The sequence below is a fragment of the Bacillus pretiosus genome, assembly GCF_052947655.1.
On record NZ_CM129593.1, the window covers coordinates 504,207 to 522,123 of the forward strand.

Annotated in this window: 15 protein-coding genes and 1 pseudogene; 12 read left to right on the forward strand and 4 right to left on the reverse strand. The window is 34.9% G+C overall.

Annotation, left to right across the window (positions count from 1 at the left end; translation table 11 throughout):
* Positions 1-97: 97 nt before the first annotated feature.
* The 11 genes and pseudogenes from ACU8YW_RS02600 (at position 98) to ACU8YW_RS02650 (ending at position 13,448) form a co-directional block, all read left to right on the forward strand.
* Positions 98-1,351, forward strand: coding sequence for a serine hydrolase domain-containing protein (locus ACU8YW_RS02600; protein ID WP_426934207.1), 1,254 nt, complete (start codon positions 98-100; stop codon positions 1,349-1,351).
* 239 nt (positions 1,352-1,590) lie between these two features.
* Positions 1,591-2,406, forward strand: a pseudogene (locus ACU8YW_RS02605) (sugar ABC transporter ATP-binding protein).
* A gap of 167 nt (positions 2,407-2,573) precedes the next feature.
* Complete coding sequence (locus ACU8YW_RS02610; protein WP_046953685.1) at positions 2,574-2,975, forward strand: LSm family protein; 402 nt, start codon at positions 2,574-2,576, stop codon at positions 2,973-2,975.
* Between the two features lie 16 nt (positions 2,976-2,991).
* Positions 2,992-3,186: an LSm family protein gene (locus ACU8YW_RS02615; protein WP_000899469.1), complete on the forward strand. Its 195-nt coding sequence runs from the start codon at positions 2,992-2,994 to the stop codon at positions 3,184-3,186.
* A 13-nt stretch (positions 3,187-3,199) separates the two neighbouring features.
* Complete coding sequence (locus ACU8YW_RS02620) at positions 3,200-4,744, forward strand: glycosyltransferase family 2 protein (RefSeq protein WP_060486941.1); 1,545 nt, start codon at positions 3,200-3,202, stop codon at positions 4,742-4,744.
* Complete coding sequence (locus ACU8YW_RS02625; RefSeq protein ID WP_426934206.1) at positions 4,737-5,978, forward strand: nucleotide sugar dehydrogenase; 1,242 nt, start codon at positions 4,737-4,739, stop codon at positions 5,976-5,978. Before ACU8YW_RS02620 ends, ACU8YW_RS02625 begins: the two co-directional genes overlap by 8 nt.
* Positions 5,975-6,940 carry a UDP-N-acetyl-alpha-D-glucosaminuronate decarboxylase gene (locus tag ACU8YW_RS02630; protein WP_097907801.1) on the forward strand — a complete coding sequence of 322 codons (966 nt, stop codon included), beginning with the start codon at positions 5,975-5,977 and terminating at the stop codon, positions 6,938-6,940. Before ACU8YW_RS02625 ends, ACU8YW_RS02630 begins: the two co-directional genes overlap by 4 nt.
* Positions 6,933-8,480, forward strand: a complete 1,548-nt coding sequence (locus ACU8YW_RS02635) for a glycosyltransferase family 2 protein (protein WP_426934239.1) — start codon at positions 6,933-6,935, stop codon at positions 8,478-8,480. Before ACU8YW_RS02630 ends, ACU8YW_RS02635 begins: the two co-directional genes overlap by 8 nt.
* A gap of 339 nt (positions 8,481-8,819) precedes the next feature.
* Positions 8,820-11,069, forward strand: a complete 2,250-nt coding sequence (gene pflB, locus ACU8YW_RS02640; protein WP_088609562.1) for a formate C-acetyltransferase — start codon at positions 8,820-8,822, stop codon at positions 11,067-11,069.
* Positions 11,070-11,137: 68 nt separating this feature from the next.
* Positions 11,138-11,869, forward strand: coding sequence for a pyruvate formate-lyase-activating protein (pflA, locus tag ACU8YW_RS02645; protein ID WP_000589742.1), 732 nt, complete (start codon positions 11,138-11,140; stop codon positions 11,867-11,869).
* Positions 11,870-12,281: 412 nt separating this feature from the next.
* Entirely contained in the window at positions 12,282-13,448 is a 1,167-nt protein-coding gene (locus ACU8YW_RS02650; protein ID WP_000594705.1) for a diglucosyl diacylglycerol synthase, read from the forward strand.
* A 369-nt stretch (positions 13,449-13,817) separates the two neighbouring features.
* Here the strand turns inward: ACU8YW_RS02650 and ACU8YW_RS02655 are convergent, their stop codons facing one another.
* From ACU8YW_RS02655 to ACU8YW_RS02670, 4 genes are all read right to left on the reverse strand, one after another.
* Positions 13,818-13,937, reverse strand: coding sequence for a YfhE family protein (locus ACU8YW_RS02655; RefSeq protein ID WP_000358487.1), 120 nt, complete (start codon positions 13,935-13,937; stop codon positions 13,818-13,820).
* A 110-nt stretch (positions 13,938-14,047) separates the two neighbouring features.
* Positions 14,048-14,605: a GNAT family N-acetyltransferase gene (locus ACU8YW_RS02660; protein WP_000914737.1), complete on the reverse strand. Its 558-nt coding sequence runs from the start codon at positions 14,603-14,605 to the stop codon at positions 14,048-14,050.
* Between the two features lie 241 nt (positions 14,606-14,846).
* Positions 14,847-15,977: an amidohydrolase gene (locus ACU8YW_RS02665; protein WP_000698306.1), complete on the reverse strand. Its 1,131-nt coding sequence runs from the start codon at positions 15,975-15,977 to the stop codon at positions 14,847-14,849.
* A gap of 140 nt (positions 15,978-16,117) precedes the next feature.
* Positions 16,118-17,023, reverse strand: a complete 906-nt coding sequence (locus ACU8YW_RS02670) for a TIGR01777 family oxidoreductase (RefSeq protein ID WP_087982357.1) — start codon at positions 17,021-17,023, stop codon at positions 16,118-16,120.
* Between the two features lie 81 nt (positions 17,024-17,104).
* Here ACU8YW_RS02670 and recX point away from each other — a divergent pair, with 81 nt between their 5' ends.
* Positions 17,105-17,917: a recombination regulator RecX gene (gene recX, locus ACU8YW_RS02675; protein WP_000268506.1), complete on the forward strand. Its 813-nt coding sequence runs from the start codon at positions 17,105-17,107 to the stop codon at positions 17,915-17,917.

Below are 17,917 nucleotides of genomic sequence, written 5' to 3' on the forward strand. Positions count from 1 at the left end.
AAGTAGGGATGATATAGAATAGAGTATCCATAATCTGCTAAAATAAATCTTTAGTAGAGGAAGTAAATTATTGGTGAGTAAGGGGAAAAAAGCAATCATGGATCAGGAAAAAAATAATGCGAATGGGAAAGCACGTCGGCCGATTGTATACATAAAAAGAACAATCATTCTCGTCTTACTATTTTCACTTGTATATTTCATGTATACAAAAATTGTTGCGCATAATAAGAAAGAAGAAACTTTAAAAGCAGCGGCAGAAATGAAGAAACAAGAAGAGCTGAAAAAGAAAGAAGAAGAAAAAAAGAAACAAGAAGCACAAAAACAAAAAGAGCAGGAAGAACAAGAAGAACAAGTGAAGCAAGCACAAGCTGTGGAAAAGCCTGCTGAGGGACCACCTCAAGAAATTAATGAAGACGCTCAATTAGATCAATATTTACAAAACGCAGGATTTAGCGGGACAGCTGTTATTGTGAAGAACGGAAAAGTTCTTTTGAATAAAGGATACGGTATGGCGAACAAAGAGAAACAAGTACCGAATAATTCAGAGACAACTTTTTATATTGGTTCTATTTCAAAGGCATTTGTAGCGACTGCTATTATGCAATTAAAGGATCAAAATAAATTAAATGTAGAGGATACGGTTGCAAAGTATATTCCAGATTTCCCTCAAGGTAATGGGATTCAGTTAAAGCATTTACTAACACATACATCAGGAATTCCAGAGTATGAGCAAGGAACAGAGGATATTTCTCATGAAGAACTGATAAAACGAATAGGAAAGCAAAAGCGTGTTGGGAGCCCAGGAGAGAAATGGAAATATTCCGATTCGAACTATTCGATACTCGCCTATATCGCTGAGAAGGTAAGTGGACAACCGTTAGAAGACTATATTAAACAACATATTTTTGCTACTGCGGGTATGAAACATTCTGGTTTCGGTAAAGCGTTAGAGCAAACAAGGTTCCCATCAACAGGTTATAAAATAGTAAATAACAATATGACAACACCTAATATTCCAAGTATGTCACAACTATATGGTTGTGGTGATATATATACAAGTGCACATGATTTATATTTATTTAATGAAGCACTCTTCTCTGGAAAGCTGATTTCAAAAGAGAGTTATAATCAAATGTTTACGGCTGTGAAAAAGGATTACGGATTTGGTTGGTATGTAGACCCGGGAAGTTATTCGAATCACGGTGTAATGCCAGGATGGAATTGTTTAAATGGATTTAGCAAAAACGGAAGTGTGTATGTCGTTTTATTATCTAATATTCAAAATAATATTAAATCGTTTGGTAAAGTGAATAACGACATTTATACGATGTTGCGAAATATTGAAGTGTAAGAGGCTATCCTATTGGATAGTCTTTTTTTATTGAGGAAGTGTAGGGGCAATGGGATAATGAAATAAAGTGAAACTTTAATCAGTGGGGGATTCTTCATCCCTCACTGATTATTAGCCCTCACCAATCGGGCTTTTACGGGCAGTCGATCCCCCACCTAACTTCTTTGCTTTCGCTGAATTTTGAAGTGGGGGTCTTACTGCCCGGCGAATAGCGGGATAAATGGAAAAGGGGGAGGAGTATGAGTATAGATAGGCATCACGCACGTAATGCAAAACGCATTTTTTTTGTATCTATTATTGTATGGGTTATTTTCACAATTGTATTAGTGATGGAATATAAAAAAGGGACGCTATTCACTTCGGAGAAAGAAAATTTGAAATTAATAAGTGTTGTAATACCGGCATTTGGATTATTCATATATAGCTTTATGGAAAAACGAAGATCAAAAATACTTAAAAAGGAAATTTATAATATAGAGAATTCTGAATTATTTGAACAACAAAAATTTGTTGTTCGTAAAGAGGTAGGGATATTTCAAGTAATAACGTACTTTGGATTAGATGGCAGTGCATTAGGTTTTTTAAAAGAAGAGTATGATTTTGTTATTCAACGTGTATGGCAAGTTGTACTTTCTTTTCTTTTAAAGGGACTACATAAGCAACAATTTTATTTATATAATCACTCGGGAGAAAGATTGTTGCGTGTTCAAAAGGAGATGTGAGTACGAAACTTCTATACTTTTTCTAATATAGATGGAAAGAAAATTGGAGAGTTGAAACAAGTACTAAGTTTAACAAAGTGGGAATGGACCTTTTTAGGGATGGATGGTGAAGAAATTGGTAAAGTGGCTGGCGATTTCTCAGCAACAATGCAGAAAATAGATTGGCGAGATGGAACGCATATTGATGTAAAAGAAGATGGTATTCCTTTAGAAGCTGTTAAGTATTTCTCGGCAAGTGGTGGTTCACTTGTTACAGCTTCTATAAGTGAACAGGCAGAATTACCACGAGCGGTTTATTATAGTGCAGCTGCCATTGTTACAATTAAAAATTAAAATATACATAAAGATAGATGGGATACCATCTATCTTTTTTGTGTGACTAGAAAAGATGGTTTCTTTGAAAAATGTATGCCTTACCTATCACAAAAAAAGCCTGCTCTGTATACATTAAGATGTATGGATGTGTTTTTATACTTTAAAAATAATAGGAGGAGAAGTGTATGTGTTTGTTCGGTAAGTATTGGAAAAAGCTATCGAGATTGTTTAATAGACAATTAGATTATTTTTTAGATAATAAGTTATTGCCTGCTGTGGAGAGACTTTTATTTTCACAAAACTTCGCGAGATTTATTCAAAGAAACTCTAAGCAAGCTACGGAAGAAGTTATTGAATCAAGTAGATTTCAATCTATTATTTGTAACATTTTAAAAGAATGTAATACATCACCTTTTAAAGAAATTGCAGAGCAGTATTTGGGTAAAAACGTAGAGATTACTGTGACAGTTGGACAGTTAACGGGTGTGATTGTAGCAGTTGGTGATGATTTCTTAACACTGCAAGAAGGAATAGGAACAGAAGTTTTATTACCATTTACAAGTATTATATCAATTAAAGAAGCGTAAGAAAGGAGAGTTATATATGTTATTTACTGATGAATTACGTAACCATGTTGGTGAACTAGTGCAAGTTGTGACAGCTGTAGAAATCATTGCAGGCGTTCTTTTATCTGTGACGGATGGGGCAGTAATTGTTCGTACTTCTCCTTCTTATGGACCACCAGAAGATGTAGTTGTACGTATTCCGATTATTGCTTATGTTCGCTTGGAAGGGTAAGCGTGATACAAGTATGAGAGTGTCAGTTGTTATTCCAGTGCATAATGAAGCAAGTACTTTATCAAAAGTTTTAGTAGAAGTAAGGAAGTTGGAACCATATGAAATTATCATAGTAGATAATGGATCGACAGATGGTACGAAAGAAATAGCGTTACAGCATAATTGCCGTGTGATTTATTATAGATATTCTCTTGGTAATGATGTGGGACGGGCAATTGGTGCTAGAGAAGCAAAAGGTGAAATTGTTTTATTTTTAGATGGCGATATCGTCATGAAAAGTGAAGAATTATACAATTTTATTAAAGGAATACAGCAAGGACATGAGATTGTTTTAAATAATTTAACATGGTCCGTTTATTTGAAGATGAGACCGCATTATACGACGGTTGGAAAATATATGTTAAACCGTTATTTGAACAAAAAAGAATTTGTTGTAGGATCTTTAATTGCGATACCACATGCGATAAGTCGTGAAGTGATTGAAGAACTAGGGTGGTGGAATTTAGCGGATCCAGCACTATTTCAAGCGATGGCGATGTCTAGAGGAGTAGATATTTCTGATATGGCTTCAGTTGATGTCATTTACACAAATAAAGTTCGTCCTGTCCATACGGGCACATCACCTGGCTCTCCTTATCCGAAAGCGACTAGTCGTATTATGGGTGATCATTTGCGAGCTTTACAATACGTAATCGAAACATACGGTAATCGCGGTGGTTTTTCAGAGGGCAATAAAGATAGGGAGTTTGTAGGAAAGTATAAACCAGTTTTATTACAAAAGAAAAAAGCGAAATATAGTGCCATTATCCCAGTATCAGAAGAGAAAACAACTATAAGGTCTGTTATACAAGAAGTGAAAAAAGCAGGTGTAGATGAAATTATAGTTGTTGTGAATGGAGCTGCCGTAAAGACCATTAAACAAGTAAAGCTAGAGAATGTTATTGTTGTTGAGTTGGATGAAGTGCTTGGGCATAATGTAGCACGGGCGATAGGGGCCATGTATGCTACGGCAGATATTTGTTTATTTGTTGATAGTGATTTTGTTATTCCAGCAACAAATTTAATTCTATTTTTGCGTGCTATTGAAGATGGAAGTGATGTGGCATTAAATGATTTACAGTGTTTATTAGATATGTTTCATCCAGCAGATCCAATTAGCATGGGAAAATATTTTGTGAATTTGATAGCGAAGCGACCAGATTTATGGAATAACTCATTAACAGCAGTACCACACGCTATGCATAAAAAAGTAATAGAGAAAATTGGTTATGATTCTCTTGTGATTCCTCCATTAGCTCAGGTGAAAGCTATTTTAGAAGGATTCTCTATTACAGCAGTAGAGTTAGTAGATGTTATAAAAACAAATCGAGTACGTCCAGAGCAACACGAATTTGTAAATGGGCGTATTTCAGCATTTGATCGTATTTTCGGTGATCAAATTGAGGCGATTGCGTATTTATTACAATGTACAGACGAACGCGGTGGCTTTACGGATGGAGATAGAGATAGAGATATCATTCAACAATTGAGAAGGGAAGAAGAGAATACAAATGAATAGTAGTAAAGTAGCTATTATTGGCTTAGGGTATGTTGGCCTTCCTTTAGCAGTCCATTTTGCAGAGAGAGGGCATACAGTACTTGGGTTAGATAAAGATATTAGAAAAATAGAATCAATTATAAAAGGAGAAAGCTATATTCCGGATGTTTCTTCTAAAGAGTTACAAAGTTTATTGGTGAAAAAAAAATTAATAGTGAACACACCGGATCAAGGCATTGCTGATTTTCAAAATAGTGATTATGTTATTGTTACTGTCCCGACTCCGATTAATGAACAAAGAGAACCAGACTTAAGTGCCCTCATTTCAGCCTCACATTATATACAACAAAACCTTCAAAAAGGACAAACCTTCATTTTTGAAAGCTCCACATATCCAGGTACACTCGAGGAAGTTATCATTCCTATTATTTCTCAAACAGGTAAAAAGGTAGGAGAAGATTTCTATATCGGATATTCCCCTGAGAGAATTGATCCGGCTAATAGTCACTATTCCGTTCAAACGATTCCAAAAGTTATTAGTGGACAAACAGAAAAGTGTAAACAAAAAGTACAGGAGTTATATAGCAATACATTTGATGTCGTTGTTCCAGTTAGTTCTCCGAAAGTAGCGGAAATGTGTAAGTTATTTGAAAATATTCAGCGCCTAGTCAATATTTCATTAGTAAATGAGTTAAACACACTATGTGAAAGTTTAGGAATTGATTTTTATGAGGCGATTGAAGCCGCATCTACAAAACCGTTTGGATTTACCCCATATTGGCCAGGACCAGGAATAGGAGGACATTGTATTCCAGTAGATCCTTTATATTTCCAATGGAGAATAAAAAGGAATGGGGAAATTAGTCAATTAATTGAGGCTGCACATGTGATTAATGAAGAAATGCCAGAGAAAATAGTCCGGAAAGTAAAAGGCATGGTGCAATCACCTGCATCAGTTTTAATTGTAGGAATTGCATATAAGAAAGATGTAAATGATTTGAGAGAATCACCGGCTTTACCAATTATTGAATTGTTACTAAAAGAAGGATATGAAATCGAATATCACGATCCATATATTTCTTCTGCAAAGTTTGAAGGCAAGGTGTACCAATCTGTTTCTTTGGATGAACATGTCGTTAAACAAGCGGGTTGTATTTTAATTTTAACTGATCACTCTAATATCGATTGGAAGCTTTTTAAAGGAATGAAGCGAGTAATAGATACACGTGGAATTATAAAGAAGGTGAGTGTATGAGTAAGAAATGTTTAATTACAGGTGGAGCAGGATTTATTGGTTCACATTTAGCTGAAGAGCTGGTGAAAAGAGGCTATGGAGTTACGATCGTTGATAACTTCTATAAAGGGAAAAATAAATATCATGATGAGTTAATGAAAGAAATTCGAGTTATTCCAATAAGTGTTTTAGATAAAAATTCTATTTATGAATTAGTAAACCAACATGATGTAGTGTTTCATTTAGCAGCAATTTTAGGCGTGAAAACGACAATGGAAAAGAGTATAGAGCTTATTGAAACAAATTTTGATGGAACGAGAAATATTTTACAAGCAGCGCTAAAAGAAAAGAAGAAAGTGGTCTTTGCTTCTACTTCAGAAGTATATGGTAAGGCAAAGCCACCCTTCTCTGAAGAGGGAGATCGATTATACGGGGCAACTTCTAAAATACGCTGGAGTTATGCAGTGTGTAAAACATTAGAAGAAACATTATGTTTAGGATACGCATTAGAAGGTTTACCGGTAACGATTGTTCGTTATTTTAATATTTATGGTCCAAGAGCGAAAGATGGTCCGTATGCAGGGGTAATCCCACGATTTATTAGTGCGGCTTTGCAAGGAGAAGACATTCTCGTATATGGAGATGGAGAGCAGACACGTTGTTTTACGTATGTAAGTGATGCGGTAGAGGCAACGATTCGAGCGATGGATGAGAATGTAAATGGTGAAATTATTAACATAGGTTCTGACAATGAAAAGAGTATAAAAGAAGTGGCAGAAGTAATTAAAAAGCTAACGAAATCCTCTTCAAAGATTGTTCAAGTTCCTTTTGAAGAGGTGTACCCACATGGCTTTGAAGAAATTCCAAATAGAAGACCAGATGTTGCGAAATTAAGAGAACTTGTTCAGTTTCAAGCAGAAGTAACATGGGAAGAAGGATTGAAAGAAACTATTAAGTGGTTCCGTGAAGAAAATAATGGCTAAGTCACTATCGGTCATTATACCTGTATGTAATGAAGTTGAAACGATTTCAGATGTTATCCAATCGGCAAAAGGATTAAATCCAATAGAGATTATTGTAGTAGCAAACGGTTGTAACGATGGTACAGAAGAAGTTGCTGATCGTTTAGGGTGTAAAGTAATCAAGTATATAGAGCTACTAGGGAACGATGTTGGCCGCGCGATTGGCGCAAAACACGCGATAGGTGATGTATTACTATTTATAGATGGTGATTTTGCTATTCAAATTTCAAAATTACAATTATTCCTGAATCCGATTTTACATGATCAGGCCGACATCGTTTTAAATAATTTGGACGCATTATTTTTAAAGAAACAAAAACCGCATTCTATTACCGTATGGCGCCAAATATTAAATGCAATGTTAGAGCGTGAAGAATTAAAAATTGATTCCTTATTAGATGCACCTCATGCGCTGACGAAAGAGGTCGTTCAAAGCATCGGATATGAATGTTTTGTTAATCCTATTTTGGCTCATTTACGCCTCGTTCAAAGCGAATGGAGAATTAGTCGGCATTGTGCAATTGACGTTATTACGCCAAATAAATTTCGGCCGACCGAGCATGCTGCATATGGCACGGGTCTTTCGCAATCTGAAAAACGGATGATAGGTGATCATATAGAAGCTGTAGCGGAGCGAATAGTAGGTAGTGATGAGCGCGGAGGATATTATGATGGAAATAGGAAAAGAGATAGTGTCTATCATACTTTAGATTTCGAAGATCTTTATCAAGGATGGGGCATTACATCTAAATTGTATAAAGGAAAGCAATTATCAGTCATTATTCCTGTACAAGATGAAGAGAAAACAATTGGAAATGTTATAGAAGAGCTTCGCAAAATTGAACCTTTTGAAATTATCGTTGTTGTAAATGGTTCGTCTGATAAAACAGCAACGATTGCAAAAGACAAGGGAGCAACAACAATTGTATATAAAGAAGCACTTGGCAACGATGTGGGACGTTCACTTGGGACTTATTTCGCCAAAGGAGAAATTGTATTATTTATAGACGGTGATTTTGTTATTCCAGCTAGTGAGCTATATCCATTTGCAAAAGCTATTGCAGATGGAATGGATGTCGCATTAAATGATCTAAATCATTATTTAGATTTAAGAGTACCGCTTCATCTTGTAACTGCATTTAAATATGCATTAAATTTAGCTTGTGATAGAAAAGATTTAGGAGTAGGATCTCTTATCGCTGTACCTAATGCGTTTAGCCAGAAGTGTTTGAAATCAATTGGGTATAGGTCTTTATTGTCACCTTGCGTAGCGCAAGTGAAAGCTATTCTTTCAGGATTCGAAATTGCGTGTGTAAGTCGTGTAGAGGTCGATAAGATGAACCGCATTCGTCCCAGTGAACATTTTGCAAAAATAGGTCATCCTCCAGCTGTCTTGCGAATTATAGGTGATCATATAGAAGGATTAGAGCAATTAATTGTATTAGAAGGTAGCCGTGGTGGATTCTATGATGGGAATAGAAAAAGAGATGTTTTAGAGTAGTAACAAAAAAAGTGTACAACATATGTACACTTTTTTGTTCTGTTATAAAAACTATAACAGATTAGGAGATAAGAGTATTACAGCTCTACAATGGGTATTGTTCTTATATTACAAAATAGGACTCGTATATAAGGATACCAAAAAAATACAATTAAGGAAAGGGTTAATTATAAAGACTTTTAAGTGAAGTTAACACTGTGCATATAGTAGTTTGCTCAACATTTCACAAATATGTCACAACTATTTCGTTCACTTTAGCAAAAAAGTAGTATTCTAAGTGTGTAAGCTGTTATATAAAAAATCTTAGTCCTGTACTAATCAAAAATGGAGGAGATTAGGATGACTCAAGTATTAGAAAATGTTAAAAACGCATGGGAAAACTTTAAAGGTGAAAAATGGAAAGCAGAGATTGATGTTCGCGATTTCATTTTAAATAATGTAAACGTTTTCGAAGGAGACGAATCTTTCTTAGCGGGAGCAACTGAAGCAACGAAACAACTTTGGGATCAAGTAATGGATTTAACAACGAAAGAACGTGAAAACGGTGGCGTTCTTGATATGGATACAAAAATTGTTTCTTCTATTACATCACATGAACCAGGATATTTAAATAAAGATATTGAAAAAGTAGTCGGTTTCCAAACTGAAAAACCATTTAAACGTTCTTTACAACCATATGGTGGTATTCGTATGGCGGAACAAGCTTGTGAATCTTATGGATACGAAATGGATAAAGAGCTTAGTCGTATTTTTAGAGATTGGAGAAAAACTCATAACCAAGGTGTATTCGATGCTTATACACCAGAAATGAGAAATGCACGTAAATCAGGTGTAATTACTGGTCTTCCAGATGCATACGGACGTGGACGTATTATCGGTGACTACCGACGCGTAGCATTATATGGTATTGATCATTTAATTGAAGCGAAAAAAGCTGATTTGAATTTAACTGGCGGTGTAATGAGCGAAGATACAATGCGTTTACGCGAAGAGTTATCTGAGCAAATGCGTGCACTTCAAGAGTTAAAACAAATGGCTGCTTCTCATGGCTTTGATATTTCTAAGCCAGCAACAAACACACAAGAAGCATTCCAATGGTTATACTTCGCATATCTTGCAGCAATTAAAGAGCAAAACGGAGCTGCAATGAGTCTTGGACGTACTTCTACATTCTTAGATATTTATATTGAAAGAGATTTAGCAAATGGTACTTTAACAGAAGAAGAAGTACAAGAAATTGTGGATCACTTCATTATGAAATTACGTCTTGTGAAATTTGCAAGAACACCTGATTATAATGAATTATTCTCTGGTGACCCAACTTGGGTAACTGAGTCTATCGGTGGTATGGCATTAGATGGTCGTCCATTAGTAACAAAGAACTCATTCCGTTTCTTGCATACATTAGATAATTTAGGACCAGCTCCAGAACCAAACTTAACAGTTCTTTGGTCTAAACAATTACCGCAGAACTTTAAAAACTACTGTGCGAAAATGTCTATTAAAACATCAGCAATTCAATATGAAAATGATGACATTATGCGTGCTGACTACGGTGATGACTACGGAATTGCTTGTTGTGTATCTGCAATGAGAATTGGTAAACAAATGCAGTTCTTCGGCGCACGTGCAAACTTAGCAAAAGCATTACTATATGCGATTAACGGTGGTAAAGATGAAAAATCTAAAGCACAAGTTGGTCCTGAGTACGCACCGATTACTTCTGAAGTATTAGATTATGAAGAAGTTATGCGTAAGTTTGATATGACAATGGAATGGTTAGCAGGTCTATATTTAAACACATTAAATGTTATTCATTACATGCATGATAAATATAGCTACGAACGTATTGAAATGGCACTTCATGATACAAATGTTCTTCGTACAATGGCAACAGGTATCGCGGGTCTATCTGTAGTAGCAGACTCTTTAAGTGCAATTAAACACGCAAAAGTAAAACCAATTCGTGATGAAAACGGTATTGCAGTTGACTTTGAAATCGAAGGAGATTTCCCTAAATACGGTAACAATGATGACCGTGTAGATGAAATCGCTGTAAATCTTGTAAAAACATTTATGAATAAACTTCGTAAACATAAAACATACAGAAATTCTGTTCATACAATGTCGATCTTAACAATCACATCTAACGTTGTATACGGTAAGAAAACTGGTAACACTCCAGATGGTCGCCGTACTGGAGAACCATTTGCACCAGGTGCGAACCCAATGCATGGTCGTGATACAAAAGGTGCATTAGCTTCATTATTATCTGTAGCTAAATTACCATATGAAGATGCACAAGATGGTATTTCTAATACATTCTCTATTATTCCAAAAGCACTTGGTAAAGAAGATGATGTACAAGTACGTAACTTAGTATCAATGCTTGATGGTTATGCAGTAAAAGAAGGCCATCACTTAAATATTAACGTATTTAATCGTGAAACATTAATGGATGCGATGGAACATCCTGAGAAATATCCACAATTAACAATTCGCGTATCTGGTTACGCTGTAAACTTTATTAAATTAACTCGTGAACAACAAATCGATGTAATTAATCGTACAATGCATGAAAGTATGTAAGTGAAAAAGTGTCCCTCTGCTTTTTATAAATAGCAGAGGGGGGCTACTTCAATAAAGGAGGAAGTAACATGATAAAAGGAAGAATTCATTCTGTAGAGTCTTGTGGTACTGTTGATGGCCCAGGAATTCGTTATGTCATATTTACACAAGGGTGTTTATTACGTTGTCAATACTGTCATAATGCTGATACGTGGGAGATCGGTAAAGGAAAAGAAATAACAGTTGAAGAAGTAATGCAGGATGTGACATGTTACCTTCCTTTTATTGAAGCTTCTGGAGGCGGTATAACAGTTAGTGGTGGTGAACCATTACTACAGCTAGATTTCTTAATTGAATTATTTAAGAAATGTAAGGAAGTTGGAATTCATACAACAATTGATTCTTCGGGTGGTTGTTATTCTGAAGAACCAGAATTCCAAAATAAGCTAGATATTTTAATGGATTACACAGATTTAGTTTTATTGGATTTGAAACATATTGATTCAAAGAAACACCGTAAATTAACAGGGAAACCAAATGAACATATTTTACAATTTGCTCGTTATTTATCGGATAAAAATAAACCAATTTGGGTAAGACACGTATTAGTTCCTGGTGTTACGGATAATGAAGAGGATCTACAAAAATTATCTAGCTTTATTCAAAGCCTGTCTAATGTTCAGAAGGTTGAAGTGCTACCATATCATAAGCTTGGTGTATATAAATGGGAGGCACTTGGGCATAAATATCCACTCGCGAATGTAGAACCACCTACTGAAAAAAATGTAGAGCAAGCAAGACATATTTTACAAGCAGTCTAATCCAAATATTGGATTAGGCTTTTTGCTTTCTTTACAATAAAACCTAGAGTATGTATATAGAAAAGAGTATACTAAAAATAGAATATCCATATTTTTGTAAGGAATAAGTGGAGAAATTTACATAATTGTAAAGGGAAATCAAAATAGTAAAAAGAATTAAGAAGTAAAAGAGTGAGTATCATGGAATAGAGAACATTTGTAAGTTATTGCGAAAGCTCTTATAGGAAAGTATAATGTAAAGATATGAGCACAGATAGGATTAAGGGGTCAATCTTATATGCTTTGCATATCCACGACAGGTACATAGCTGAAAGAGAAGTATTAGAATCTGTTTATGTAATTTTTAAGGAAAATGTTTTTCCTATTGTCGTATATGCAATATGGAGAAACAATAAGCTAGGAGTGGATTTGTTTGATAAAAAACCCCAAGGTTTTAATATTAACTGCACATTACGGTAATGGTCATGTGCAAGTAGCGAAAACATTAGAACAAACATTTCGCCAAAAAGGAATTAAAGATGTAATTGTATGCGATTTGTTCGGAGAATCACATCCAGTTATAACCGATATTACAAAATATTTATATTTAAAAAGTTATACAATAGGAAAAGAATTATACCGCTTGTTTTATTATGGCGTAGAAAAAATTTATGATAAAAAAATAGCATCTTGGTATGCGAACTTTGGAAGAAAACGTTTGAAATTACTTTTACAAGCAGAGAAACCGGATATTGTTATTAATACTTTTCCGATCATAGCTGTACCAGAGTTAAAAAAGCAAACAGGTATTTCAATTCCTGTTTATAACGTATTAACGGATTTTTGTGTGCACAAAATATGGATTCATCGGGAAGTAGATCGTTATTTTGTAGCAACGGATCACGTGAAAAAAATTATGGTTGATATTGGTGTGCCCTCGGAGCAAATTGTTGAAACTGGAATTCCGATTCGTAGTAGTTTTGAGCTGAAGATCAATCCAGACATTATATATAATAAATATCAGTTATGTAAGAATAAAAAGATTTTACTAATTGTAGCAGGTGCTCATGGGGTATTAGGAAGTGTAAAAGAACTATGCCAATCATTTATGTCATTACCTGATTTACAAGTAGTTGTCGTTTGTGGAAAGAATGAAGCGTTAAAACAGGATTTATTAGGAGTACAGGAAAAAAATCCTGATGCATTAAAAGTATTTGGTTATGTTGAAAATATTGATGAATTATTCCGTGTTACTTCTTGTATGATTACGAAGCCAGGCGGTATTACGTTAAGTGAAGCGGCAGCATTGCAAGTACCTGTCATTTTATATAAGCCTGTTCCAGGGCAAGAAAATGAAAATGCGATGTACTTTGAAAGAAAAGGAGCTGCAGTTGTCATTCGTGATGATAGTGAGGTTTTTGCAAAGACAGAGGCGTTATTACAAGATGATATGAAGCTTCTTCAAATGAAAGAAGCGATGAAAAGCATTTATCGTCCGGAGCCAGCTGGTCATATTGTGGATACAATTTTGACAGAAAATCATGTAGAACCGAATCATATACCTATTAAATCACCTGCTCTTGCACAATTATTTACTTAATATGAAACCCTCTTTTATATGTTTAAAGAGGGTTCTTTATTGTTTTATAAGATAAAGTAGTAACTTATCCACATGAAGATTACGTTTTCATTAAACAGTAAAGTCGAAATATTAACAACTATATCCACATTGTCCACAATTTTTAGAAAACTATCCACAATTCTAACATTTACTATGCGTTACAACATATAAACTTGTGAAGGATTTGTTGAATTTATTCACAATTCTATAAATTGTGTGGATAACGTTATCCACACAAAAAAGGTTCCTTATAAATAAGGAACCTTTTTGTCTATTCTATCACGTAGAAAAAATATGTAATGAGAATGAATAATTAGGGGGGAAAACTTCTAATTATTCATTCTCACTTTAAATACTTTTCGAGCGATAACCCGCTGCGCGATCTGCTTTGCGAAATTCTCGTTGGTAAAGAACTTCTTGTGTACTAGATAATGTGTTTTTTGTTTTGTCACGTTTCTTTTTATCCATTACAAATCACCTCGTGTCCTAAAGTCACTATCTATCGTTTCCAAAGACATAGGGTGATATACGTATATGGTAAAATGTTAATGATTAATTATTTTTTCTGTAAATTTAGATTATGCTTCTTTTAATTGGTGAGCATCTTGGAACGTTGTATCTCGCATTGTAGCAAGTGTATATTGATCTTTTGGGATTTCATATAAGTTATATACTTCTTCATTTGCGTTAATTTCATCATAAACGGCTTTTCTTGTTTCGTTTGCTAGATTTACATATTGTAGTTTTTCGGCAGCTTTAATAGAACGAATATTTATTTTACGAATACGCATAAAGATTGTTTCAATATCTAATTCATAGAAAAGTTCACTAAAAAATGAATCTTTCGCCAATTTATTATAGCCTTTTCCATGATAGGGTTTGCCAAGCCATGTTCCGAGAAATCCGGCTTTTTCTTGCACATCAAATAAAGTAATTGTTCCGATAGGGTTACCCCATTCATCTAAAATTGTGCGTGAAATTAATTCCCCACGCTCTTCAGCTTCAATCGTTTGTTTCGTTAAAAATAAATACTCTTCATAAGAATAAGCCTTTTGACGCACAAAAGGGAAGACAGCTGGGTCCACCATTAACTCGTATAGAACGTGGCTGTCGTGTAAGTCGCGTTTTTTCAACATACTAACTCCTCCTCACACGAGGGTAGCATGACGAAAAAACACCCCACCCTCGAAATTTTTATATCAATCTTTAAAAAATTTCGGGGTGGGAATCGAACCCACTAGAACCAGTTTCTAACGCTGGTGGCGCACCATTTGCCTTCCCCATTCATCAATTTGAAAATGATAATCACGACACAAATTGATTATGGTTTCATTCAGTTTATAATCGTATAATACTTTATCTAGTCAAAAAAATAAACTAGTTTTTTTTATTTTTTTTGTAAATTATTTTTCCATCAATCATGGTTAGTACAGGCTTGGCTAAATAATGGAAAGGATGATGAGTCCATAACACAAGATCAGCGTCTTTTCCAACCTCAATGCTTCCAATTCTATCCTCTAAACGTAAATTTCGTGCTGGAAATATGGTGATTCCTTCTAGTGCAGTTTTTTCGTCTAATCCTTCTCTTACTGCGACAGCAGCACAAATATTTAAATATTGAATTGGTGTATAAGGGTGATCTGTTGTTATAGAAACTTCCACACCATTTTTTGATAATATATGGTAAGTATCCCATGTTTTGTTTTTAAGTTCGATTTTAGAACGGCGTGTAAGAGTGGGGCCAACTGAAACCTTCAAATTGTGTTTCGAAAGTTCTTCAACAATAAAGTGTCCTTCTGTACAATGTTCAATACGTAAATCGAGATTGAACTCTGTTGCAAAGCGTAGAGCAGAACTAATATCATCTGCTCGGTGAGCGTGGATACGTACGGGTATTTCGCGGCGTAATGCTTTTAAGATAGGAAGCATTCGAAAATCAGCTTCATGCCCGTAGTGCTGTGCTTCATAGAATGATTCCCGAAGTAATCCCATAATTCCCATACGTGTTATGGATTCTTTTGTTCCATTACTATGGACCTTTTTAGGATTTTCTCCGAAGGCAATCTTTAAGCCGGCAGGTTCTTGAATAATCATATGATCAATACAAGTTCCAGCTGTTTTTATTACACAAGTCGTACCACCGATAATGTTTTGACTTCCTGGCATAACGTGAACAGTTGTGATTCCGTTTTGTACAGCATCTTGAAAGGCAATATCAAAAGGGTGGATTCCGTCCAAAGAACGGATATGTGGTGTTGAAACTTCAGATGTTTCATTTGCATCATTGCCAGCCCAACCAGTACCTTCATCATAGAGACCAAGATGAGTATGGACATCAATAAATCCAGGTAAAAGATGAAGAGCACGAGCGTCTATAACTGTCATATCTTGAGTAGGTTGAATGGAAGGCTTGACCTCGGCAATTCTTTCTCCTATAACGAGTACATCCCCTTGAAATTTTTGGGATGTAATAGGATAGACAATGGCTTGTTTGAGCAATATTTTCATAGGTACCTCATTTCTGTTACTTTACAATGTTAATGGAATTTAAGGGAAAGTAACTGAAAGGTTATTTGTGTAATAATGCTCCGGATTCTAGAAAATGAAAGTTTTGAAAGGGGACCCTGTAAAACTGTGTTTTAGAAGTACTACATTGTATGCGAAAGTATATTTTGTAATGCATGGTCTATTGCCGGAAATGTGTATTGATACCCATGTTCAATTGCTTTACTAGGTAATACATGTTGTCCTTCGAGTACAAGTATACTCATCTCACCTAATAAAGTGTGAATCATAAATGAAGGGACAGGTAACCAATGAGGTTTTTTCATTATAGTTGCAATGGTTTCTCCAAATTCCTTCATTCTTATAGGTAGGGGAGCTGTGATGTTAAAAGGGCCATCAATTTCTTCTTTGTGTATGATGAAATCAATTAGGCGAACGACATCGTCTATATGAATCCATGATAACCATTGGTTTCCAGATCCAATTGTACCTCCAATATAGAATTGATAGGGGAGTAGCATTTTGGGAAGAGCTCCTCCGTCTGCGCCTAATACAACTCCAAGTCTTGCGTAGATTGTTCGCATTCCAAGAGAACGTGCTTTAGATGCTTCTTGTTCCCATGAATATACTGTATTTGCTAAAAAGTCATTTCCAGGAATCTCATGCTGTTCTGTAAAAGACTCAGTTTCAGACGTTCCATAGTATCCAATAGCACTTGCGTTAATAAATGTATTTGGCTTTGTACCAAGTGTTTGCAATTGTTTAATGAGTCCTTTTGTTGTTTGAATTCGACTGTTTAAAATGGATTCCTTTTGTTTCTTTGTCCATCTACTATTAATAGACTCTCCAGCTAGATTAATAACTACATCGATAGAAGAGAGGGGGAAGGTTTGTAAATCTGGTGTCCATTGTACATACTGAAGGTTAGGATGGGAAGTTTCAGTAGTTTTGTTTCGAGTAAGAATGTAAACATTATATCCTTTTTGAATAAAAAAAGTAGAAAGGTATTTACCGATAAAGCCGGTACCACCAGAAATTGCGATTCTCACAATTATTTCCTCCTCATTATATATATTCTTGAAAAGCAAAAACGTTCCTTGACTATGTTAAAATAATAGAGAGGTGAGAGTATGGCTGTCATTACAAAAATAGAAGTGCAAAAACGATCGAAAGAACGATTTAATATTTATATTGATAAAGGTCAAGGTGAAGAATACGGATTTAGTGTGGATCAAGTAATCTTAATGAAACATGGATTACAAAAAGGATTAGAAATTGATGAAATAGCGTTAGGGAATATTTTATACAATGAAGAGGTACAAAAAGCATATTTACAAGCAATTTCCTATCTATCCTATCAAATGAGAACAAAAAAAGAAGTAGAAGACTATTTACGAAAAAAAGAAGTGGGACAGGCCGTCATCTCTGAAGTCGTTTCGAAATTATTACATGATCGATATATTAATGATAAAGAGTATGCTGTTTTATATACGCGAACGCAAAGTAATGTGAATCGAAAGGGTCCGACTGTTATTAAAAGAGAGTTATTAAATAAAGGTGTTCAGGATCTAATCATTACACATAGTTTACAAGAATATCCGAAGGAAAAGCAAATTGAGAATGCTTTACTTCTTATAGAAAAGAAGAAAAGGTCTTATCAAAAGCATTCCTTTTTACAAATGAAGCTAAAGTTAGACGAAATGCTTGTTCGTAAAGGATATTCTAGAGATGTGATTCAAATTTGTTTGGAAGAATTGAAAGACGAAAAAGATGACGAACAGCAACAAGAAGCGTTACACTATCATGGGAATAAATATTATGAGAAATATAAGAAGTATGATGGATGGACATTCGAAAATAAGATGAAACAAGCGTTATATCGCAAAGGGTTCTCTATTGATGAGATAGAGATATTTTTGCAGATGAAACGTGAAGAGGGATGA

Coding starts and splice junctions, on each gene's coding strand:
- ACU8YW_RS02600 (WP_426934207.1), top strand. CDS start 98: ATGGATCAGGAAAAAAATAATGCGAATGGGAAAGCACGTCGGCCGATT.
- ACU8YW_RS02610 (WP_046953685.1), top strand. CDS start 2,574: ATGTGTTTGTTCGGTAAGTATTGGAAAAAGCTATCGAGATTGTTTAAT.
- ACU8YW_RS02615 (WP_000899469.1), top strand. CDS start 2,992: ATGTTATTTACTGATGAATTACGTAACCATGTTGGTGAACTAGTGCAA.
- ACU8YW_RS02620 (WP_060486941.1), top strand. CDS start 3,200: ATGAGAGTGTCAGTTGTTATTCCAGTGCATAATGAAGCAAGTACTTTA.
- ACU8YW_RS02625 (WP_426934206.1), top strand. CDS start 4,737: ATGAATAGTAGTAAAGTAGCTATTATTGGCTTAGGGTATGTTGGCCTT.
- ACU8YW_RS02630 (WP_097907801.1), top strand. CDS start 5,975: ATGAGTAAGAAATGTTTAATTACAGGTGGAGCAGGATTTATTGGTTCA.
- ACU8YW_RS02635 (WP_426934239.1), top strand. CDS start 6,933: ATGGCTAAGTCACTATCGGTCATTATACCTGTATGTAATGAAGTTGAA.
- pflB (WP_088609562.1), top strand. CDS start 8,820: ATGACTCAAGTATTAGAAAATGTTAAAAACGCATGGGAAAACTTTAAA.
- pflA (WP_000589742.1), top strand. CDS start 11,138: ATGATAAAAGGAAGAATTCATTCTGTAGAGTCTTGTGGTACTGTTGAT.
- ACU8YW_RS02655 (WP_000358487.1), bottom strand. CDS start 13,937: ATGGATAAAAAGAAACGTGACAAAACAAAAAACACATTATCTAGTACA.
- ACU8YW_RS02660 (WP_000914737.1), bottom strand. CDS start 14,605: ATGTTGAAAAAACGCGACTTACACGACAGCCACGTTCTATACGAGTTA.
- ACU8YW_RS02665 (WP_000698306.1), bottom strand. CDS start 15,977: ATGAAAATATTGCTCAAACAAGCCATTGTCTATCCTATTACATCCCAA.
- recX (WP_000268506.1), top strand. CDS start 17,105: ATGGCTGTCATTACAAAAATAGAAGTGCAAAAACGATCGAAAGAACGA.